General features: G+C 37.6%; 23 protein-coding genes. 19 read left to right on the plus strand and 4 right to left on the minus strand.

Annotated features, from left to right (window positions below; genetic code table 11):
• The first annotated feature begins 84 nt into the window (after nt 1–84).
• Nucleotides 85–1,197, plus strand: coding sequence for a Delta(10) desaturase DesB (gene desB / locus N0O92_RS10495; RefSeq protein WP_315614600.1), 1,113 nt, complete (start codon nt 85–87; stop codon nt 1,195–1,197).
• A 51-nt stretch (nt 1,198–1,248) separates the two neighbouring features.
• Here desB and N0O92_RS10500 read toward each other — a convergent pair whose 3' ends face one another.
• Nucleotides 1,249–1,968, minus strand: a complete 720-nt coding sequence (locus tag N0O92_RS10500; protein WP_315614601.1) for a 3-ketoacyl-ACP reductase — start codon at nt 1,966–1,968, stop codon at nt 1,249–1,251.
• Between the two features lie 321 nt (nt 1,969–2,289).
• Here N0O92_RS10500 and N0O92_RS10505 point away from each other — a divergent pair, with 321 nt between their 5' ends.
• From N0O92_RS10505 to N0O92_RS10555, 11 genes are all read left to right on the plus strand, one after another.
• Nucleotides 2,290–2,793 carry a hypothetical protein gene (locus N0O92_RS10505; protein WP_315614602.1) on the plus strand — a complete coding sequence of 168 codons (504 nt, stop codon included), beginning with the start codon at nt 2,290–2,292 and terminating at the stop codon, nt 2,791–2,793.
• Nucleotides 2,794–2,990: 197 nt separating this feature from the next.
• Entirely contained in the window at nt 2,991–4,064 is a 1,074-nt protein-coding gene (locus N0O92_RS10510; protein ID WP_315614603.1) for a branched-chain amino acid aminotransferase, read from the plus strand.
• Nucleotides 4,065–4,203: 139 nt separating this feature from the next.
• Nucleotides 4,204–5,574: an MFS transporter gene (locus N0O92_RS10515; protein ID WP_315614604.1), complete on the plus strand. Its 1,371-nt coding sequence runs from the start codon at nt 4,204–4,206 to the stop codon at nt 5,572–5,574.
• A gap of 65 nt (nt 5,575–5,639) precedes the next feature.
• Nucleotides 5,640–5,894, plus strand: a complete 255-nt coding sequence (locus N0O92_RS10520) for a sporulation protein (protein WP_315614605.1) — start codon at nt 5,640–5,642, stop codon at nt 5,892–5,894.
• 170 nt (nt 5,895–6,064) lie between these two features.
• Nucleotides 6,065–6,499 (plus strand): CBS domain-containing protein, encoded by a 435-nt coding sequence (locus N0O92_RS10525; RefSeq protein WP_315614606.1) that lies wholly within the window; start codon nt 6,065–6,067, stop codon nt 6,497–6,499.
• A 22-nt stretch (nt 6,500–6,521) separates the two neighbouring features.
• Nucleotides 6,522–6,788 (plus strand): YciI family protein, encoded by a 267-nt coding sequence (locus N0O92_RS10530; RefSeq protein ID WP_315614608.1) that lies wholly within the window; start codon nt 6,522–6,524, stop codon nt 6,786–6,788.
• A 147-nt stretch (nt 6,789–6,935) separates the two neighbouring features.
• Nucleotides 6,936–8,903, plus strand: a complete 1,968-nt coding sequence (locus tag N0O92_RS10535; protein ID WP_396334492.1) for an ATP-dependent DNA helicase — start codon at nt 6,936–6,938, stop codon at nt 8,901–8,903.
• Nucleotides 8,904–8,985: 82 nt separating this feature from the next.
• On the plus strand, nt 8,986–9,774 hold the full coding sequence (locus N0O92_RS10540) for an HAD family hydrolase (RefSeq protein ID WP_315614610.1): 789 nt from the start codon (nt 8,986–8,988) through the stop codon (nt 9,772–9,774).
• A gap of 228 nt (nt 9,775–10,002) precedes the next feature.
• A complete protein-coding gene (locus tag N0O92_RS10545; protein WP_315614611.1) occupies nt 10,003–10,443 on the plus strand; it encodes a MarR family winged helix-turn-helix transcriptional regulator in 441 nt (146 codons plus the stop codon).
• A gap of 18 nt (nt 10,444–10,461) precedes the next feature.
• Complete coding sequence (locus tag N0O92_RS10550) at nt 10,462–11,442, plus strand: ring-cleaving dioxygenase (RefSeq protein ID WP_315614612.1); 981 nt, start codon at nt 10,462–10,464, stop codon at nt 11,440–11,442.
• 6 nt (nt 11,443–11,448) lie between these two features.
• Nucleotides 11,449–12,060 (plus strand): alpha/beta hydrolase, encoded by a 612-nt coding sequence (locus N0O92_RS10555; protein ID WP_315614613.1) that lies wholly within the window; start codon nt 11,449–11,451, stop codon nt 12,058–12,060.
• Between the two features lie 59 nt (nt 12,061–12,119).
• Here the strand turns inward: N0O92_RS10555 and N0O92_RS10560 are convergent, their stop codons facing one another.
• A complete protein-coding gene (locus tag N0O92_RS10560; protein ID WP_315614614.1) occupies nt 12,120–12,374 on the minus strand; it encodes a DUF2524 family protein in 255 nt (84 codons plus the stop codon).
• 151 nt (nt 12,375–12,525) lie between these two features.
• Here N0O92_RS10560 and helD point away from each other — a divergent pair, with 151 nt between their 5' ends.
• The 5 genes from helD to N0O92_RS10585 all read left to right on the plus strand — a co-directional run bounded on the left by helD (nt 12,526) and on the right by N0O92_RS10585 (nt 18,346).
• Nucleotides 12,526–14,814: an RNA polymerase recycling motor HelD gene (gene helD / locus N0O92_RS10565; protein WP_315614615.1), complete on the plus strand. Its 2,289-nt coding sequence runs from the start codon at nt 12,526–12,528 to the stop codon at nt 14,812–14,814.
• A gap of 69 nt (nt 14,815–14,883) precedes the next feature.
• Entirely contained in the window at nt 14,884–15,714 is an 831-nt protein-coding gene (locus tag N0O92_RS10570; protein ID WP_315614616.1) for an aldo/keto reductase, read from the plus strand.
• Nucleotides 15,715–15,778: 64 nt separating this feature from the next.
• Nucleotides 15,779–16,762 carry an aldo/keto reductase gene (locus N0O92_RS10575; RefSeq protein WP_315614617.1) on the plus strand — a complete coding sequence of 328 codons (984 nt, stop codon included), beginning with the start codon at nt 15,779–15,781 and terminating at the stop codon, nt 16,760–16,762.
• 123 nt (nt 16,763–16,885) lie between these two features.
• Nucleotides 16,886–17,518: a CAP domain-containing protein gene (locus N0O92_RS10580; RefSeq protein ID WP_315614618.1), complete on the plus strand. Its 633-nt coding sequence runs from the start codon at nt 16,886–16,888 to the stop codon at nt 17,516–17,518.
• 132 nt (nt 17,519–17,650) lie between these two features.
• The gene (locus N0O92_RS10585; RefSeq protein ID WP_315614619.1) at nt 17,651–18,346 is read left to right on the plus strand and encodes an MgtC/SapB family protein; all 696 of its coding nucleotides are present in this window, start codon (nt 17,651–17,653) and stop codon (nt 18,344–18,346) included.
• A 105-nt stretch (nt 18,347–18,451) separates the two neighbouring features.
• Here N0O92_RS10585 and N0O92_RS10590 read toward each other — a convergent pair whose 3' ends face one another.
• Entirely contained in the window at nt 18,452–18,730 is a 279-nt protein-coding gene (locus N0O92_RS10590; protein WP_315614620.1) for a hypothetical protein, read from the minus strand.
• A 149-nt stretch (nt 18,731–18,879) separates the two neighbouring features.
• On the opposite strand from N0O92_RS10590, the gene N0O92_RS10595 reads away from it, so the two are divergent.
• The gene (locus tag N0O92_RS10595) at nt 18,880–18,996 is read left to right on the plus strand and encodes a YjcZ family sporulation protein (protein WP_396334493.1); all 117 of its coding nucleotides are present in this window, start codon (nt 18,880–18,882) and stop codon (nt 18,994–18,996) included.
• Between the two features lie 88 nt (nt 18,997–19,084).
• Here the strand turns inward: N0O92_RS10595 and N0O92_RS10600 are convergent, their stop codons facing one another.
• Nucleotides 19,085–19,342: a hypothetical protein gene (locus N0O92_RS10600; RefSeq protein ID WP_315614622.1), complete on the minus strand. Its 258-nt coding sequence runs from the start codon at nt 19,340–19,342 to the stop codon at nt 19,085–19,087.
• Between the two features lie 172 nt (nt 19,343–19,514).
• On the opposite strand from N0O92_RS10600, the gene N0O92_RS10605 reads away from it, so the two are divergent.
• Complete coding sequence (locus tag N0O92_RS10605) at nt 19,515–20,213, plus strand: class I SAM-dependent methyltransferase (protein ID WP_315614623.1); 699 nt, start codon at nt 19,515–19,517, stop codon at nt 20,211–20,213.
• Nucleotides 20,214–20,444: the final 231 nt, after the last annotated feature.

Consider the following 20,444-nt stretch of genomic DNA (forward strand, 5'->3'; position numbering starts at 1 on the left):
TGGAAACGACGAAGTAACATGGTAATCAATCTTATAGCATGCTACAATTAAATTATCTGTATAAGCGGAAAGGATGTTTTTTATTTGAAAGAGTTACATTCATTTGGATGGTACGCGGCTAAATTGAAGCCGCACCTTCCAAAGAAAGCATTTAAACCTGTACCATCTCGTTTGTGGGGAGGACTTGCTTATTTAGTCGTCACGATCGCTGCTCTGATGACAATTGGGTTGGTAGACATATTCCCGTTGTTTTATCTTCCTATTTCCATCATTATTGGGGCTAGTTTTGCAGCACTTGGTTTTTTAGGTCATGAAATCTTACATGGAACAGTGGTAAGAAAGGCATGGCTGCGTGATTTTTTAGGAGCGGTTGCTTTTTGGCCATTAAGCACCGGACCAAAGCTTTGGAGAAAGTGGCATAACTTAACACATCATGTTCATACGCAACATGAAGAGCATGATCCCGACTCTTGGCCTACACTAGATCGAATTATGAGAAGCCGTTTTTTACGATGGGTGTACAAGCTCCCTTTGCCATTTCGTGCTTTTTGTAGCTTTTGTTCCTTGTCTTTTCAGTTCTCAGTACATTCACTCAGTATGTTCGTAACGTATATGAAAGAATTTACTCCGAGAAAGCGCCCTGTGGTTTTCTTTGAAATGATTTTACCTTGGATGACTTGGATTGGTTTACTTGTTTGGGTTGGACCAGTAAAGTGGGTTTTTATGTTTTTAATCCCGCTTTTAATTGCTAATAGCATTGTAATGGCCTATATTTCAACCAATCATCGATTGAACCCAACGACAGATGTGAATGATCCATTAGCTAATAGCTTAACGGTTACGGTTCCTAAATGGGTGGATGTGTTGCATTTTAATTTTTCGTATCATACGGAACATCACTTATTTCCAGGGATGAGTTCAAAATATTATCCCCTTGTGAAAAAACTTATAAAAGAACACTGGCCAGAGCGTTACCATGAGATGCGCTTTGATCATGCTTTAATCGCCTTATGGAAAACTCCAAGGCCCTATCATAATCGTGCTAATTTAATTGACCCCAGTAGTGGGGATGTGTTTGGAACATTAGGTAATGGATTAGATGCAACCGATATAAAGTCAAACGTGGCAAACAAAATGAAGGAATCAAAAATGATACATACGCTTTTGGATTCAAGTAAAGGGAAACTTGACAAATAAGAAAGCAAAACCATTAAGGTATTTCCCCTTAATGGTTTCTTTTTTTGTGTTCTAAGGATTAGTAGACCAAAGTCCGGCTGATTTAATAAAAATACGTGGATGAAGTTTTAACTGAGCCACGATATATTCCGCCAAATCTTCTGGTTGCATCACTTTTTCTGGATTGCCATCTGTTAAATTTTCTTTGAATGCGAGCTCTGTTGCTACGGTACTTGGTGTGAGTGCCGTAACACGAATGTTATGTTTGCGAACTTCAAGAGCCAATGATTCCGTTAAACCTAACAACCCAAATTTAGAAGCGCTATATGCACTTGTAACAGGTGCTCCTTTTTGACCAGCAGTGGAAGAGATGTTAATAATATCTCCACCGTTTTTCTCGATCAATTGAGGAAGGACAGTACGTGTGACATAATAAGCACCCATCAAGTTAATGTCAATCATACTTTTCCATTCTTCAGGTGATAGTTCTAAAAAGGAACCAAATTTACCAGTACCGGCGTTATTAATTAGAATGTCAGCTTGCCCAAGCTCACCTGTAATTTTACTGATTGCTTGTTCCACTTGTTCTAAAGATGAAACATCAGCTGTTGCATAAGCAGCTTTGCTACCAGTAGCTTCTATTTCATTTGCTACTTCTAGTAAGTCAGCCTCCGTACGGGCTAATAGTCCAACTTGGACACCTTCTTTAGCTAAAGCAATCGCTGTCGCTTTACCAATGCCTTTACCAGCGCCTGTAACGATCGCTACTTTTCCTTTTAGTGATTGTGCCATGATCATATCCCCTTTCAATATGTAAGATAGGACTGTATTTTACAGCTTTAGAAAAGTAGAGTCAAAAAAATTGCTTAAAAGGTACTGAAAAAGAAAATACGATCTTTTTAGTACTCTCTAACAATTTACGACAGCTTTTTTAGGAAAAAAGCTCTATACTTAGTGTAATAACGATTGAAAAATGAATTATTCTACAAAAAAGTAGAATTGCCCACCTTTTTCGGTGTTTTTTTGGTACTATAGTAAAGGGAGATAATCTGTCAACGTGCATTCTCAATTTACTAGACATCTTTAGATATTATTAAGTAAGGGGTTTTGAATTTGTTGAAACGAACATATAACATTAAGAATGGAGAAGTAAAACAGGCTATCGAAAAAAGTGGAATGGAGCTACGAGAGTTTGCCACGCTAAGCCTTGAAAAGTTAAATGTGAAATCGAAGAAAAAGCGTATTCGTCAAAAAGCATTAAAACGAGTGTTTGCTCAAAATGAAGTTGTAAAAGAAATTTTATTGATGGTTGATAGTACCAACGAAAAGAATCAAGAACAAGAAAGCAGCAAAGTGAAGAAGCAAGTTGCAAGAGAAGAATCTGTTGTATCTGTTCGAGGACTTCCGGTAACATTTCTTTTGAAACTAGGAAAAGCGCACATGAAAGATCTAGATGTTGTTAAATACTATTACAATGCAGAAAAAGAAGAGTTTTATAAAAATAAGAAGCTATTAGAAAATGCAATTGAGGAAGAAGCTAAGAACCTCGATTCAGAGCCGCTTTTAGCGTTTCAAGAAGAGGTTCAAGCTGAGCTCGATAAAAGAGCGAAGAAATAAGGATTGTAAGACGAGAGTGGACAAGGGTCCCTCTCGTTTTTTATTTTTTTCGCAGTTCACTACGAAAAAATGTCTCTTGCAGCAACAATCTTTACAAACAACCTTTTATATAAATGGAAATATCCTTGTATTCTGATTATGAACTATTTACAATAATGATTATATTGGAAAAATTTTTATAAGAGGGGTGTCCGTGCGTGACGAATTTGACTGTTAGTTTTAAAGAAAGCTCCACGAAAAAGCAGAAGCCAAATGCAGATAAGATTGCGTTTGGTAAGCATTTTACTGATCATATGTTTGTAATGGATTATGAAGAAGGGAAAGGGTGGTATGATCCGCGCATTGTTCCATATGAACCGATTACTTTGGATCCTGCTGCTATGATTTTTCATTACGGACAAACCGTTTTTGAAGGCTTAAAAGCGTATCGAACTCCTGATGACCGAATTTTATTGTTTCGTCCAGAGAAAAATTTTCAACGGTTAAATTTATCGAGTGATCGATTAAGTATTCCTGAAATGGATGAGGACGTGGCTTTGCGTTGTTTGCATCAATTGCTTGAGGTAGAGAAAGAATGGGTACCAAAGGCAGAAGGCAATTCTTTATACATACGACCATTTATTGTTGCAACAGAGCCCAATTTAAGTCTTGCTCCTTCCCGTACGTACCAATTTATGATGATCTTATCACCGGTCGGTTCTTATTATAAGGAAGGAATTCAACCTGTTCGAATTCATGTAGAAGATGAGTATACGAGGGCTGTTCGCGGAGGGACAGGGAAAGCGAAAACAGCTGGAAACTATGCAGCTGCTTATAAAGCACAAGAACGAGCGACAAAAGAAGGATATTCGCAAGTTCTTTGGTTAGATGGAGTAGAAAAGAAGTATATTGAAGAAGTTGGCAGTATGAATGTGTTCTTTAAAGTAAAGGGTGAGGTTATTACACCAGAACTTAACGGAAGTATTTTAGAAGGGATCACACGTATGTCGATTATTGAATTACTAAAAGACTGGGGCGTTCCCGTATTAGAAAGAAAGATCTCCTTGGAGGAATTATATGAAGCATATGATCAAGGAGAGCTTGAGGAAGCTTTCGGTACAGGTACAGCAGCTGTTATTTCCCCTGTTGGTGAATTAAATTGGGGAGATAGAAACATAGTGATTAATAATGGAGAAATCGGAGAACTGTCTAAGCGACTTTATGATACGTTAACAGGCATACAAACTGGAAAAATTGAAGACCCGTATGATTGGACAGTTGAAGTGAAATAATGAAGGAAGGCGTGTTCTCTTTATTGAGAAGACGTCTTTTTTATATTCTTATTTTTGTCACATGACCCCTTTGATGAGATAATAAAATGGTAATAAGTTCAAAAAGATGTAAAAATATAAAAAGAAATCTGGTGGAGTTATGTCATCATTATCAACGCCGTTAGAAACAAGCAAGGAACAAATTCTCGAACATGAGAATAAGATTGTCCTTTTATGGAGTGTTGTCCTTTGGCTCGTCGTAATGAATACAACGATGTTTAATGTAGCTTTGCCGACAGTAAAAGATGAGCTTGCGTTAACCTCAGATACAGCTTCGTGGATCGTATCAGGCTATTCAATAGCCTTTGCCATTTCAGCCGTAACGTATGGTAGGTTATCAGATTTTGTCCCAATAAAACGACTTCTGCTCATTGGTCTTAGCATTGTTGGTTTGTCTTCTCTCATTGGCTTTTTTTCAACTACTTTTGTCTGGTTACTAATTGCACGCGTATTGCAAGCAATTGGAGCTGGTGCTGTACCTGGACTTGCGATGGTTTTAGCAGGGAAATATATCCCCGTTTCAAGAAGAGGAAGAGCGATGTCAATGATTGCCTCAGCAGCTTCCTTAGGGTTTGGCTTGGGACCTGTATTGGGTGGGGTAATTACTCAATATATCGGTTGGCATTTCATGTTTCTAGTAACAGGATTTGTCCTTTGTGTTGCCCCGTTTCTTTTGAAGTTGCTACCAAGTGAAGAAAAGCAAAATGGGAACTTTGACTTTATTGGAGCAATCCTAACAGGGGGAAGCGTTACGGGTTTGTTAATCTACTTTACTACATTTACGTATTATTATTTGATAGGAAGTGTCATTATGTTCCTTCTTCTTTGGAAGAGGATTCATACGATTGCACTTCCATTTATACAGCCAAGATTGCTCAGAAATTTGGCTTATATGCAGCTGGTCTTTATTGTATTTTCAGGTTTTCTTGTTCACTTTTCAGCTTTATTTCTTATGCCTATTATGTTAACAAGTGCATTTGAATTTGATGCGGCTAGTGTAGGACTCATGATCTTTCCTGGAGCGATGCTTTCTGCAGCTGCTGCACAACTCATTGGAAGATTGATAGATCGTTACGGAAACACTTCTATCATTCTTACGGGTCATCTATTGTTGGTCATTGCTACTGTCCTTTTTGCTTTCGTTTCGACTGTTTCTCCTTATTTTATTATGGCAACGTACATGTTTATGAGTGTTGGTTTCTCATCATTAACCTCTAGTACGACAAATGAAGTAACGAGAAGGTTGCCAAAAGCCGAAGTAGGAGCCGCGATGGGTCTTGTACAGTTAATGCAATTTTTTGGAGGTGCTTTTGGGGCTGCATTATCTGGACTGTTACTCGTCTGGCAAGTAAACCTTGATTTTGTAGTTAGTTACCGCAACATTTGGCTTCTTTTTACGGGATTGTTGTTGCTGTCTGCAACGTTTGCCTTTTTTTATCAAAGAGCAAAGAAATATTCCTCCAACGAATGAATGTGTTTCATGATAATTCCACATCCTATGACTGTTCATAATACAGTATAGAAAGGATGACGAAGTTGGACTCTAATTTAGGCTATTTGCGTGAATCGTTATCTAATCACATCGATAATCATAAAATTTGTCAAAGAATTTATGAAAAGTTAGAAAAAAATCAATACAAAAACGAAGATGAATTTGTACGCGACCTTGAAGATAATGAGGCAACCATCTTAAATTTAGTTTTGCAATATGAATTGGATTATGCCCGAAATGAACAAGATAACGAACGAGTAGAACAATTAAATGGCGTGTATGAATTATTATTAATCTAAAGGATGTCTCATATTCAGGAGGGTCCCAAAGAGAGAAATGATCTTTTCTGGGACCCTCCTCATCTGTATGTAAAATTGTGGTTTTCTTTAATAAAAAGAACAGTTTTTGGTAAACTGAACTAAAATCTAGTATAATAGAGGGGATACTGTTGTGAAAGGGAAGAACGTCTATGAATATCTCATTTTTCTTAGTGCCAAAAGCAGAAGTAGCTTATTTAGATTTAGATTCAACGATGAGACAAGCGTTAGAGAAAATGGAATTTCACAAGTACTCTGCTGTCCCTATTATTGATCATCACGGAAAATATGTTGGCACGCTTACAGAAGGAGATTTACTTTGGCGAGTGAAGAACACAGAGGCTTTCACGTTAGAGCTTGCCGAGCAGATTCAGTTAAAAGATATTACAAGAAAAATGAAAAACAAACCTGTGCGTATTGATTCCAAAATGAAAGACCTTTTAACACTTGCGATTTCTCAAAATTTTATTCCTGTAGTTGATGACCATGGGATTTTTATAGGAATCATTCGAAGACGTGAAATAATTGAATACTATGCAAATTCTGTTCAACAAGGAAATTCGAGCAAAGATAATCTAGTAAACTAATGAAATGAAGGGGTGTTTTTTTGTGTCTTATTTTGCTGCGATCTTATTAATGGAAAAACCAGATTTAAATATGACTTATCGTCCACAACACTTGGAATATCTTGAAAAGTTAGAGAGCGAAGGAAAAGTTTTTGCAAAAGGACCTTTTGTAGACGGGGCGGGTGGCCTTGTTATTTATCAAGCGAATTCGATTGAAGAAGCTCGCGAATTGGCGGAAGCAGATCCCTATATAATTCATGGGGTAAGAAGCTTGCAGTTACATGAATGGGGAATGGCACTGTCGAAATAAGAAAAAGGTAACCAGGAAAAATCGAGATCACTGAGAAGGGATAAAACGTCCTTTTTTCAGTGCCCTCGGAAGATCTGGTTGCCTTTTTTAGTGGAAAAACTTTTGACAAACCATCCTTTTTAACAGATAATTATCTATTGACTTTTGATGAGATACGGAGGCCTTTCTTTGAATACAAATCAACCATTACCATTTACTTATGATCGAAGCCAACCATTTTTTGAACGTTTAAATGAGTGGATTGGAGATGTTTTTTATGACCTATTGCCGGAAGCTGGATTAGAATTAAGAGATGAACAAATTTATATGGCATTTCAAATTGAAAAAGCATTTATCGATAAGAAAATCATGTTTGCTGAAGCTGGAGTAGGAACAGGAAAAACGATTGTATATTTATTGTATGCTCTCTGCTATGCAAGATATATGAGGAAACCAGCAATTATTGCCTGTGCGGATGAATCTCTTATTGAACAATTGGTGAAAAAAGGGGGAGACATAGATAAACTTTCTCGCATTTTAGGATTAACGATTGATGCACGATTAGCCAAGTCAAAAGATCAATATCTTTGCTTGCAAAAACTGGACCAAGAGCGTTCTAAAGATGACTATGATGAAATGTATGATGATATTCACGTTGAGCTTCCAGCTTTCGTTCATACAAACCAAACGCTGCAATCGTTTCATCACTATGGTGATCGGAAAGAATACGCTCATTTAAATGATGAAGAATGGAACAAAATTGGGTGGGACTCGTTTCAGGATTGTTTTGTTTGTGATAAGCGACATCGTTGTGGACAAACTCTTTCACGTGAGCATTACCGAAAATCTACGGATTTGCTCATCTGTTCGCATGATTTTTATATGGAGCATGTGTGGACGTATGATTCAAGAATTCGAGAAGGTCAACTCCCTCTTTTACCAGAAGCCAGTACAGTCATTTTTGATGAAGGGCATCTCCTTGAAGTGGCAGCTCAAAAAGCACTAACCTACAAATTGCGCCATGATGTCGTGGAGGAGCTGTTAACACGTTTATTGGAAAACGATGTACGAGAAGAGTTTGCTGTACTTGTCGATGAACTCATTTCTCAAAGTTTACATTTTTCGTTTCTGCTACGTGATCTATCGAAAAAAGTGGAAGGATCCAATCGTAAAGAAATAACAATGACATCACAATTGTTAGAAGAAGCAAACCGTTTCATTCAATTAATCGCGAGACTTGAAGATGAGATTGTGTTTGAAAGTGAAATGTATACCATTGATGCTTATCAATTGAAAATTGTGGAAGAACATCTCGATATGATTCATCATGCATTGAAAATTTTCGCTGTCGGAAATGCAATTTCTTGGGTGGAAGAAACAGAGTTAGGTGCAACTCTTGTCATTATGCCTAGATTGGTCGAGGAAGTCTTGAAAGAAAATGTCTTTTCGAAAAATCTCCCTTTCTTGTTCACGTCTGCTACGTTATCGACAAGTGGTTCATTCGATTATTTAGCTTCTAGTTTAGGAGTGGAAGAGTATCTGTCTTTCTCAGTTGATTCCCCGTTTGAGTATAGTGACCAAATGGAATTGTTTGCTCCGATCATACAATCTTTTGACGACAAATTCGTTTATACAAAATCGTTGCTAGAAGAAACGAATGGACGAGCGTTGCTTTTATTTAAAAGTGAAGAGGAGCTTCACTACTTTAAGAAGATGACTAAACAAGATAGAGACTTCGAGAAATGGCATATGTTATTTGAAGGTGATCAAGAAATTAGTCAACTAATCCAGACATTTCAAGAAGATATAGACTCAGTTCTGTGTGCTGTAAGCTTATGGGAAGGATTAGATATTCCGGGAGAGTCGTTATCAAATGTCATCATTTGGGCATTGCCATTTCCGCCAAATGATCCGGTTTTTACTGCAAAGAGAAACGCGGCAGAAAATGCTTTTGAGACAGTTGATATTCCATATATGTTGCTACGTCTGCGTCAAGGCATTGGAAGGTTAATTCGAACTCATCAGGACAAAGGGATTGTGACCATTTTTGATGAAGAGTTATACAAACAAGAACATTTATTATCTGTCATTAAAGAAGTGCTGCCAGAAGGGGTCGAACTAAAGAAAAAACGCTAACGGTTTGTATTTACTTCTGAGAGTGAGTTCGGTAATCTAGTAAGTGATACATATCAAGAGTGGTGGGGAGAGGATTTTTGTAATGATAAAAGCAATCTTTTTTGATCTTGATGATACGTTGCTATGGGACCAACGAAGTGTCAAGAAAGCATTTGAAGCGACTTGCCAAGTTGCAGCTGACAAATACAATCTTGACCGCGATGCGCTCGAAGAAGCAGTACGCAAAGAAGCTAGTGAATTATACGCTGGCTATGAAACGTATGAGTTTACTAAAATGATTGGTATTAATCCGTTTGAAGGATTATGGGGCAATTTCTTAGACGATGATGATAACTTTCGAAAAATGAAAGAAATTATGCCGACCTATCGTAAGGAAGCATGGACAAGAGGGTTAAAAGCACTTGGTGTAGATGATCCTGACTTTGGTCACGAATTAGCAGAACGTTTTCCTGTTGAGCGTCGCAATCATCCTTTTGTTTATGATGAATCATTTAACGTATTAGATGAGTTGAAAAATACGTATAGTTTACTATTATTAACAAATGGTTCACCGGATTTACAAAATACAAAATTAGACATTACACCAGAGTTAGTCCCGTATTTTGACCATATTATTATATCGGGTGCCTTTGGAAGAGGGAAACCAGACCCTACTATTTTCGAGCATGCTCTTGAACAAATGGGATTAACAAAAGAAGAAGCGATTATGGTTGGCGACAACTTGATGACAGATATACTTGGAGCTTCTCGTGTTGGAATGAAATCTGTCTGGATTAATCGTCATAATAAAGAGCGTAATGAGGTTGTCCCTGATTTTGAAATTACGCATTTAGAAGAACTGTATCCTATTTTGGCTGAATTAAATAAGTAAAGAAGGGCCTGACATTTATAAGGTCTCTGTTACAATTGCAAATAGTAAAAATGAATTATAAATTGACCGTCAAATTGTATGTTTATTTGACGGTCAATTTTTTTGATTAAAAGGAAAGGAATAATGATAGAGCACACATATATTCACTTTAAAAAAGTTAGTGATATTTCTTTACAAATTATCAGTTTAGTTATAAACTGATAATAGTTAGTAAAGGAGTGTTGCCACTTGTCAAACAATAACGTTGACCAAACGCAACAGGATGTCAGGTTAGGCTTATTGTTATGGTTCCGCTTAGCTCGTTTTTATAACCATAGTAATCGTTTGTCCAACCAACATTTAAAGAAATGGGGGCTTACGATCGCTCAATTTGATTTGCTTGCTCAAGTTGGTGCACATCAACCAATTTCACAACAAGAGCTAGCGGAGAAACTCTTAGTTAGCAAAGGAAATATAACTCAAATGCTTGCTAAAATGGAGAAACTCGATCTCATTGAAAGAAAGCAAGAATGGCGGATAAAACGAATTAGCTTAACAGCAACAGGGCAGCAGCTTTTCGAAGAAGTGCTTCCTGTTCAAGAAGCTTTTCAAGCTGCACAATTTCAGAACTTGAATCAACAAGAAAAGAAACTGTTTCTCTCAATATTAAAAAAATTAGAAGACAAATGAAGAAGGAGTCGAATGCATATGCAATTAAAACCATTACTTGGTCAACATCACGTTTCTGCTATTACAGCAAACGCTAAAGAAAATTACCATTTTTACACAAAAGTTCTTGGGATGAGGTTAGTGAAAAAGTCGATAAATCAAGATGATACGTCCGTGTATCACTTGTTTTATGCAGACGAAAGAGGGAATCCTGGTACAGGTTTAACTTTCTTTGAAATTCCTCGTGCAGGTACGACGTATACAGGAAACAATAGTATCTCACTTACGTCGTTGCGTGTAGCAAGTGATGAAGCAATCAAATATTGGAAGAAACGTTTTGAAGAGTTTGAAGTGAAACATGATGATGTTGTAACAAAGTATGGACGAAACGTACTTTCATTCCAAGATTTCGAAGGGCAGCGGTTAGAGCTTGTTTCTGATGAAACAAATAGAGGAGTCGTTGGTGGAAAGCCTTGGGATCAAAGTCCAGTACCAGTTGAATATGCAATTGTTGGCTTAGGTCCAGTACAATTAACGGTTCCTCAGTCTGATGTTACAATTAAAGTACTTAAAGATGTGTTAGGTTATCGTGAAAAAGAATCGTATCCATCTAGCGTAGAAGGGCAACCGGCTATTAGAGTATTTGAAACGGGTGAAGGTGGTACGGGTGCTGAAATCCACCTTGAAGAGAGAACAGATTTACCGAGAGAGCGCGCTGGCCGTGGGAGTGTACACCATGTAGCATTTCGTGTTGAAAGTGAACAAGAACTAAAAAAATGGGTCGACTATTTGCAACAACTTCGTTTACCGAATTCCGGTTTTGTTGAACGATATTATTTCCGTTCTCTTTATTTCCGGGAACCAAATGGAATATTATTTGAGTTAGCAACCGATGGTCCAGGTTTTGAAGGAGATGAATCATTCGAACATCTCGGTGAGACTCTTGCTTTGCCACCATATTTTGAAAATCAACGTGCTGAAATTGAAGCAAAATTAAAACCACTCAACACAAAGGAGTAATATAAGATGAAACATATTTATCAAGAAGGTTCGAATAAAGACGCACCTACGTTATTGTTGTTACACGGAACGGGTGGGAATGAGAATGATTTATTATCGTTAGCTAATATGATTGCACCTGATGCCAGCATTTTAAGTGTTAGAGGAAATGTATTAGAAAATGGTATGCCTCGTTTTTTTCGTCGGTTAGCCGAAGGCGTATTTGATGAAGAGGACTTAGTGTTCCGAACAAAAGAATTAACAGATTTTGTTACGGAAAGTGCAACAAATTATGGGTTTGATCGCAATCGTGTGGTAGCGATTGGTTATTCCAATGGTGCCAATATTGCGGCGAGTATGATGTATCACCATGACAAGGCTCTACACGGAGCTATTTTGTTTCATGCCATGGTTCCTCGTCGTGGAGTAACGATTCCGGATCTTGCTGCTACATCGGTCTTTATCGGAGCTGGAAAGCGTGATCCGCTCATTCCTTTAGAGGAAACAAAAGAGTTAGCAAGAGATTTAGAAAGAGCGAACGCGCAAGTCACTGAATTTTGGGTTGATGGAGGACATCAACTCGTTCTGGAAGAAGTGGAAAAAGCAAAAGAGTGGTTTGACCGTACGTATCGTTCTTAGTTGAAAAAATAAAACTGGCTACTGGAATGGATAATCTATTTCAGTAGCCAGTTTTTATATTAGATTCCTCTTGTCATAATTTCACGTACCTCATTTAAACGCTGTTGAGCCTCAATTAAACGAGTATTGTTGCTTTCTTCGTCTATGAACGAATCGAGCTCAATTTGAAGATCGCTCAGTTCTTTTTGAACGAAAGCAAATTCAGTAGGGTCATTTTCTCGAATAATCTTCACTTCCATTAATTCTGTTAACGCACGGTCAATTACATCCTGAACTCGGTATAAACATTCTTCGATTGATTGCTCTGTAGCCATATGGTGCTCCTTTCCGTCATACTATCGTTAATGTACGTTATTGTTCTACGTTTATACGAAGAAACAAAAGGGAAAAAAGGATCCATGCATAGCCATATTGAATTATGTATATACCAGCTAATAGGCAATCAAATGTATGAGGAGTGGGAAAATGAGTCAAAATTCAGAAAGACAAGAGGAACAGAAGCGAGTGAATTTTGTCATTAACGCAATTGAGGAAAGAGAGGAAGAACTTAAGGGGAAGTTAGGAAATGTAAAAGAAGACGTTATTGATATTCGGAAAAGGTTTTGGGAAGACGTTACCGTCAATTTTGATAACGCAGAAGAAGCTGCTGAAACGCATGCTAGTATTAGGCAACAGGCAGAGTTAATGTCTGAAAGAGAAAGAAGTCATAAGCATGATTTAAGGCAACTAAAAAGTTTACATAAGTTAAAAGAGTCTCCTTATTTTGGCAGAATTGATTTTCAAGAAGAAGGCGAAAGAGAATGCGAAGCGATCTATATCGGGACCTCTTCTTTTGTGGATTCAAACGGTGTAGACTTCTACGTTTACGATTGGCGAGCGCCGATCTCTAGTTTATATTACGATTATGGACCTGGACCAGGTGAGTACGAAACCCCTTCAGGCTTGATATCAGGTCACATTGATGTAAAAAAACAGTTTATTATACGACGTGGGAAAATTGAGCATATGTTCAATACGGGCATAACGATTGGAGATGAAGTTCTTCAAGAGGTATTAGGTGGGCAATCGGATTCACAAATGAAAAACATTGTTGCCACTATTCAAAAAGAACAAAATCAAATTATTCGAAACGATCGTGGACGACTTTTAATTGTACAAGGAGTAGCAGGAAGTGGGAAAACATCAGCTGCTTTGCAACGTGTGGCCTATTTATTGTATCGATTTCGCCAGACACTTGAAGCAGATCAAATTGTTTTATTTTCTCCGAATCCGTTATTCAACAGCTATGTATCCACAGTATTACCTGAGTTAGGCGAAGAAAATATGCAACAAACGACGTTTCAGGCATACTTGGACTTTCGACTTGGAGGTGAATGGACGTTAGAAGACCCATTTGATCAAATGGAATATGTGCTTTCTGCCGGTACCGATACTAACTATGAGACAAAGATAGAGAGCATTAAACTGAAGTCCTCACTAGACTACATTCATATCATGAATCGCTATATTAATTCACTTGAAAACAGTGGACTTTGTTTTCATGATGTTGACTTTTATGGAGAAAAGCTGATTTCGGGCGAAGAAATTCATGATTACTTCTATCAATTGGAACAATCTATGTCCATCCCAAATCGTATGCAAAAAGTGGTTGAGTTTCTTCAGAAAGAAGTTAGAAAAAAAGAGCTTGAGGAACGTGAGAAAGAATGGGTTGAACAAGAAGTGGATTTGCTTGATAATGAGCTGCTATTAAAAGTTCACCAAAAAGTTCAGAAAGAAAAAAAGAAAGAAAGTGACTCGTTTTATGAATATGAACGAGAACAGGCAATCTTAAAAGGCCTTGTTGTCAAAAGAAGATTTAAGAAAGTAAAGGAATTTATAGATGATCTTCGTTTTATTGATGTAGCCACCATTTATATAAACTTATTAAAGCAAAATCTCTCGACCAACCTTTATGAACAGTCTCAAGCTAAAATAAACAATTTTATTTTCCCTTATGAAGATGCGACACCATATTTATATTTAAAAGGGAAGTTAGAAGGCTTTCAAGTAAATGCTAACATTCGTCATGTATTTATAGATGAAGCACAAGATTATTCTCCTTTTCAATTTGCTTTTATAAAAAATATGTTTCCACGAGCGAAGCTGACTGTATTAGGAGATAAAAATCAATCCATATATGCTCACTCAAAAGTAAACAGTTTCTCTACATTAGAATCGTTATACGATCAGGAGGAAATCGAAAAATATGAATTGACACAAAGCTATCGCTCGACGAAGCAGATTATCAATTTTGCAAAAGAAATTATTGATGCCGAAATTGAACCATTTAACAGAGCGGGAGAGAAACCTTCTTGTTGGAAGTGCGAATCGCATGAGCAATTGAATCGAAAGTTGATTGAACGAATTGAAGAGCGTAAGAAAACATTTCGTACGATTGCGATCATTTGTAAAACAGCTGTCGAAAGTGAAAGGTTATATAAGGAAATAAAAGAAGATATATCTGTTCGACTTATGAAAAAAGATTCAACTGGTTACGAGGCATCTGTTCTAATTATTCCTTCTTATTTAGCAAAAGGCGTTGAGTTTGATGCGGTTATTGTTTACGATGCATCACAATATGAAAAAGATACGGAACGCAAGTTGTTGTATACCGTTTGTACGCGAGCTATGCACTCATTAGACATAATGTATAGAAATAGTATGGGAACATTGCTACAAGGAGTGTCCGAACAATTGTATATACACCATATGTAAGCAAAAGATTTTCTTTTTTATAAAACTTCATAGATAATAGAGATGTAAGCGAAAACAGGAGGGATATGAATGGTTTCAAATTTACAAGATACGGTTTCATTACATAATGGCGTACAAATGCCTTGGTTTGGTTTAGGTGTGTTTAAAGCAGAGAACGGACAAGAAGTTATAGATGCGGTTGTAGCAGCGATAAAAGCTGGTTATCGTAGTATCGACACTGCCGCGATTTACGGAAATGAGGAAGGTGTCGGTCAAGCAATTAAAGATTCAGGAGTAGACCGCAAAGAGCTATTTATTACATCTAAAGTATGGAATGCTGACCAAGGATATGAAACAACCCTTCAAGCTTTTGATGCAAGTTTAGAAAAATTGGGTCTTGATTATTTAGATCTTTATTTGATTCACTGGCCTACTGCTGGCAAATATAAAGATACATGGAAAGCACTTGAAAAGCTGTATAAAGACGGACGCGTTAGAGCAATTGGTGTGAGTAATTTCCATGTTCATCATCTTGAAGATTTACTAAAAGATGCTGAAATTAAGCCGATGGTAAATCAAGTAGAGTACCATCCTCATTTAGCACAATTAGAATTATTGGCCTTTTGTAAAGAGCAAGGGATTCAGTTAGAGGCATGGTCTCCACTTAAGCAAGGGGAACTATTGTCAGATAAAACAATTCAAGATGTTGCAGCAAAATACGGGAAATCTCCGGCACAAGTCATCCTTCGCTGGGATTTGCAAAATGAAGTCATTACAATCCCTAAATCAACTAAAGAGCAGCGAATCATAGATAATGCTAATGTGTTTGATTTTTCGCTCTCAAAGGAAGATATGGATGCAATCAATCAGCTAAATAAAGATGAACGTATCGGGCCTGACCCGGATAATTTTGATTTTTAAATAGTCCACAGGCTTAGAAAGCTACGAGCTTTCTGAGCCACCCATTGTAAAAGGAGATGAATTCATGAAGTATCGTCAGCTAGGAAATACCGATATGAAAGTAAGTGAACTAAGTTTTGGAACGTGGGCCATTGGTGGGTCTTGGGGAACGTCAAATGATCAAGAAGCGTTACAAGGGTTACATAGAGCAATGGAAGCAGGGGTCAATTTTTTTGATACAGCTGATGTTTATGGAGACGGTCATGCTGAACAATTACTGGGGAAAGCAACAAAAGGAAAAGAAGACGAGATTTATGTTGCGACGAAATTTTGCCGTGCAGCCGACATTCATAATCCGGAAACGTATTCAGAAAAAAGTGTACGTTCTTTTTGTGAAGGGAGTTTAAAGCGGTTACAACGTGAACGAATTGATTTATTTCAAATTCATTGTCCTCCATTTGAAATTTTAAAAGATGGTGCGGTTTTCGATGTATTAGATCAGCTCCAAAAAGAAGGGAAAATTCGTCATTATGGAGTCAGTGTTGAAACAGTGGAAGAAGGGTTGTACTGTTTAGATATTCCAAATGTTAAAGCGCTACAAGTGATCTTTAACGCCCTTAGACAAAAACCGTTAGAAACTCTATTTCCTAAAGCAAAAGAAAAAGGTGTGGGCATTTTAGCACGAGTTCCATTAGCTAGTGGTTTGCTAACAGGAAAATTCACAAAAGATGCAAGCTTTGAAGAAGATGATCATCGGAATTTTAATCGAGACGGCGCTGCATTTAATGTGGGGGAAACATTCGGAGGGTTAGAATTCAGAAAAGGTGTGGAATTGAGTCAGCAACTAGAGTGGATCGAAGAAGGAAGAGGAAATATGACAAGAGCAGCATTGCGCTACATTCTTGATCAAGAATCTGTTACTTGTGCCATCCCTGGTTTCAAAACCGTGAAGCAAGTAGAAGATAGCTTACAAGCTGTGAACGTTCCATCTTTTACGAAAGAAGAGTTAACCAAACTTCACGAATTCTATCAAGATGAAGTTCACGCACACATTCGTGGAGTGTATTAATAAGATACTTCAATCTTGTTTACAGTGTAGTAGGAACATTCTATAAAATTTTGTCATTTCGTGTATCGTTTTCAAAAACCTTGAGAAAATAAGTTTGTAAAAAACATATTTTGGAGGTACAAGATGAAACGATTACATGTATTGATGGCAGCTGTTGTTCTTATGTCAATTTTTTCTGTTCAACCATCAGCTGACGCTGAAATTAAAATGTTTAATGAACCACCATTTTCGCACTACAAAGTTTCTCGAGGAGATTCTTTTTGGTTTATTGCCCAACGCTATGGTTTAGATTACCGTGAGTTGATGAGACTGAATCCAGACGTCGTTCCAACCAATATGCAAGTGGGGGAAGTGATTCGTCTAAAGCCTGAAGCGTCTCATCATAGTGCGTTTGAAGATCAAGTAGTTGCCCTTGTGAATCAAGAAAGAAGACAGCGTGGATTGAATCCATTGCAGCATCGTGCTGATGTAAAAAATGTGGCACATAGAAAAGCAGAAGACATGATTAACTCTAATTATTTTTCACATAATAGTCCAAACTACGGTTCTCCTTTTGATATGTTACGCACGTTTGGTATTAGCTATCGGACAGCCGGTGAGAATATTGCCAAAGGGCAAACGACACCAGAACAGGTAATGAGAGATTGGATGAATTCACCAGGTCATAGACAAAATATTTTAAAACCTGAATACGATACAATTGGTGTCGGGTTTTATCATGGTGCCTGGGTGCAAATGTTTATACAAGCAAGATAATTTTTTAGTATAGAGATGGAAGAAAGGTGACTTACCTTATCTTCCATCTCTTTTTTTCATACAGGTAGGAAAAGAAGGATAATGTTGTATGAAACTCGAAAATAAGATGAAGGTTGATATTGGAGGAATGTTATGTTTGTAATTATTGAGCCTAATAGTTTTCTTTTTAACTTGGCTATAGCGACGATCTTATGCACCATTATTGGGTTAGAGAGAGAGTTGAAACGAAAGCCATTAGGGTTAAAAACGTGTCTTGTAATTGGAATTATGAGTTGTTTGCTTACGTATGTATCTGTTGCTGGTGCGGAAGCTTATGCTACGGCTCACAGCAAACCAATGGATCCTTTGCGTCTTGCTGCTCAAATAGTATCGGGTATTGGTTTTTTAGGAGCAGGCGTTATTTTGAGAAGAAATAATGATATGATTTCGGGTTTAACAACAGCGGCCATGATCTGGGGCGCTGGAGGAATTGGGATTGCGTGTGGTGCTGGCTTTTGGCTAGAAGCGGTAGTAGCAACGGTACTATTGCTAATTAGTGTTGAATTCCTGCCATTTCTGATCAAATTTATCGGTCCAAAAGCGTTAAGGCAAAAGGAAGTGAAAGCGAAAATAACCGTAAATGCCGAGGAGAAACTAACTGTTATCTTAAAAGAAATGAAAAAACAACAGCTCAAGGCTAGAAAAGTAAGGGTAAAAGATTTGCGCGATTCCGATTTACAAATAATGGAAGTGTTAGTTCTTGTTGATGAATCCATCTATACGACCGATATTTATTACACATTAAAGAAAATGGAATATGTTGTTGGTGTTGAGTTAGAGTCAAGATAAGGTTTAACTTTAAAACAATTGTGAAAGGGCAATGTAGTCGGGGCTTAGTCGGAATCTAGAGTCATATTTTGCTTGGGCAATGTTTAACGTAATTGCCCCATCTGACTACATAAAAAAGATTCGAAAAATACTTATAACAACTGCAATGACACTAATTCCAGTACCTGCTGCCCATTTTATCAATTGCAATTGCTGTTGATTCATTTTCTTTTCTACTTCCTGTTCTAAGGCAATTTCTTTTTCTGAAATAATGAGGTCTATCATTTCTTGAATATCTGTTTGTTTTATTTGTTGGTCATTTGCCATGCGTAACGTTTCAATCTTTGCTTCTAGCTCTTTTATTTTGAGATCTTGTTCCATTTGCTTTTGTTTGAACTCATCCATTGGTGTCCCCTTCCTTTTTCTCCAACATCGTCTAAAGTTTTATGGTATTCACCTATTTTTCTAGGCACCGACCCAATCAAAAACACAACTTTTACATACGTATAAATGGTGAGGCATCGCCTTCACGAATGAGAAAGGAGTGTTATGACATGGTAGGAGGATTTTCTCTTATTGTCGTACTATTTATTTTATTAGTCATTGTAGGAGCTAGTTGGTTTGGAGCGGGACACACAGTTGCACCAACATATGGCTATGGTTGCTGCTAAAAACGGACGAAAGCTTGTCGATACGGCAAGCTTTTTAGCACTTTTTATATCAAATAGAGGATGCAGTTGGGCATCCTCTTAAAAAACATTAGATCCACCAAAGAGCAGAACCTAGTGCGAACCCACCAATGGCAGCTAATGCAATTGGGAAGCCCCATCCCCAGCCCCAGCGGCCAGCTCCCCAACCCCATCCGTAGCCGAAACCGCCAAAATGAGAACCTGTTGGTTGAATATAGACATGCGTGTCAGTTACATGTGTAATTCTTCCACAATATTTTTTTCCGTCTAAGCAAGTAATCGTTACTTCTCTTCCCTTATAACGACAACAAAGATCATAGTATCCCATACTTATTCTCTCCCTTCGTAAAATAACAGTGTTCACTTTATTCTATTGGCAAAGAAATAAGTTGTTTGTTAATCGGCCTAATCGTATATGAAATTACGCACTTATCTAGAGGAACGCAGGGGAGAAGCTATCATACTATACAAAAAAAGAGCAAGGGAGAGATCGTGGATTTATGAACTCATACAACTATTTAGATTTATTAAGTGAACTTGGAATCAACAGCGCTCATCCGGGGGGGATGGAGCGAACGAGCAATATGCTTGCGGATGAACCGATTCAAAAAGGGATGAAGGTTTTAGATGTAGGTTGTGGAACAGGTGAAACGTCATTATTTTTGAAAAACAATTATCAATGCAAGGTACACGCGTTAGAGAACCATCCGGTTATGTTACAAAAAGCAAAAGAGAGAGTGAAAAATGAAAGTGATATTGAAGTAATAGAGGGGTCAATTGAAAATATGCCTTTTTCAGATCACACGTATGATTACATTATTTGTGAATCTGTTCTAGTGTTTGTTCATGTGAAAAAGGCGTTGGATGAATGCTTTAGAGTTTTAAAGAAAAATGGAACGTTCATTATGAATGAAATGGCTATTACTAACGTGTTAGATGAGTCAAGTTTAAATCGTTTTAAAGAATTTTACTGTGTAACAGAATTGAATAATAAGGAGCAATGGAAAAATAAAATGTTACAGGCAGGATTTAAGAGAGTCGAGGAAATGTATGTAGAGTCTATAACGAGCGAACAGGTAAGCATCAATCTTAGTCCGGACATAGATCCTAGTATATTGGAATTGTTAGATCAGCATCAAAAATTACAACAAGAATTTGAAAGGAAGATAGGGCATGTTATTTATTCCTGTTGCAAATAAAAAGATGAGGTTGGGACAAAACTATGGTGTTTAATTGAGAATACGATCGGTTCACAATTTTAGCGGAGGAAATATACGTAGACTCCTGTGGGATCGAAGGCGAGGCCACTGAAAAAGTGCTCGTTTATTTCGGACTTGAGGAGCTTCGACCCGCTCCCGGGATGGGGGGCACGCTTTCCGCAGGCGGGCGTTGAACTAACCGGCTGCGCCGGTGGATTTCAACCTGCCCTT

The sequence above is a fragment of the Alkalihalobacillus sp. MEB130 genome, assembly GCF_032335535.1.
Taxonomy (GTDB): Bacteria; Bacillota; Bacilli; order Bacillales; family Bacillaceae_D; genus Halalkalibacter.

Bases quoted from the DNA above. Each gene is read 5' to 3' on its own strand.
- N0O92_RS10525 (WP_315614606.1), top strand. From the start codon at position 6,065: ATGAATATCTCATTTTTCTTAGTGCCAAAAGCAGAAGTAGCTTATTTA.
- helD (WP_315614615.1), top strand. From the start codon at position 12,526: ATGAGTCAAAATTCAGAAAGACAAGAGGAACAGAAGCGAGTGAATTTT.
- N0O92_RS10600 (WP_315614622.1), bottom strand. From the start codon at position 19,342: ATGGGATACTATGATCTTTGTTGTCGTTATAAGGGAAGAGAAGTAACG.
- N0O92_RS10580 (WP_315614618.1), top strand. From the start codon at position 16,886: ATGAAACGATTACATGTATTGATGGCAGCTGTTGTTCTTATGTCAATT.
- N0O92_RS10540 (WP_315614610.1), top strand. From the start codon at position 8,986: ATGATAAAAGCAATCTTTTTTGATCTTGATGATACGTTGCTATGGGAC.
- N0O92_RS10605 (WP_315614623.1), top strand. From the start codon at position 19,515: ATGAACTCATACAACTATTTAGATTTATTAAGTGAACTTGGAATCAAC.
- N0O92_RS10585 (WP_315614619.1), top strand. From the start codon at position 17,651: ATGTTTGTAATTATTGAGCCTAATAGTTTTCTTTTTAACTTGGCTATA.
- N0O92_RS10575 (WP_315614617.1), top strand. From the start codon at position 15,779: ATGAAGTATCGTCAGCTAGGAAATACCGATATGAAAGTAAGTGAACTA.
- N0O92_RS10590 (WP_315614620.1), bottom strand. From the start codon at position 18,730: ATGGATGAGTTCAAACAAAAGCAAATGGAACAAGATCTCAAAATAAAA.
- N0O92_RS10535 (WP_396334492.1), top strand. From the start codon at position 6,936: ATGAGATACGGAGGCCTTTCTTTGAATACAAATCAACCATTACCATTT.
- N0O92_RS10555 (WP_315614613.1), top strand. From the start codon at position 11,449: ATGAAACATATTTATCAAGAAGGTTCGAATAAAGACGCACCTACGTTA.
- N0O92_RS10560 (WP_315614614.1), bottom strand. From the start codon at position 12,374: ATGGCTACAGAGCAATCAATCGAAGAATGTTTATACCGAGTTCAGGAT.
- N0O92_RS10570 (WP_315614616.1), top strand. From the start codon at position 14,884: ATGGTTTCAAATTTACAAGATACGGTTTCATTACATAATGGCGTACAA.
- N0O92_RS10595 (WP_396334493.1), top strand. From the start codon at position 18,880: ATGGTAGGAGGATTTTCTCTTATTGTCGTACTATTTATTTTATTAGTC.
- N0O92_RS10550 (WP_315614612.1), top strand. From the start codon at position 10,462: ATGCAATTAAAACCATTACTTGGTCAACATCACGTTTCTGCTATTACA.
- N0O92_RS10515 (WP_315614604.1), top strand. From the start codon at position 4,204: ATGTCATCATTATCAACGCCGTTAGAAACAAGCAAGGAACAAATTCTC.
- N0O92_RS10500 (WP_315614601.1), bottom strand. From the start codon at position 1,968: ATGGCACAATCACTAAAAGGAAAAGTAGCGATCGTTACAGGCGCTGGT.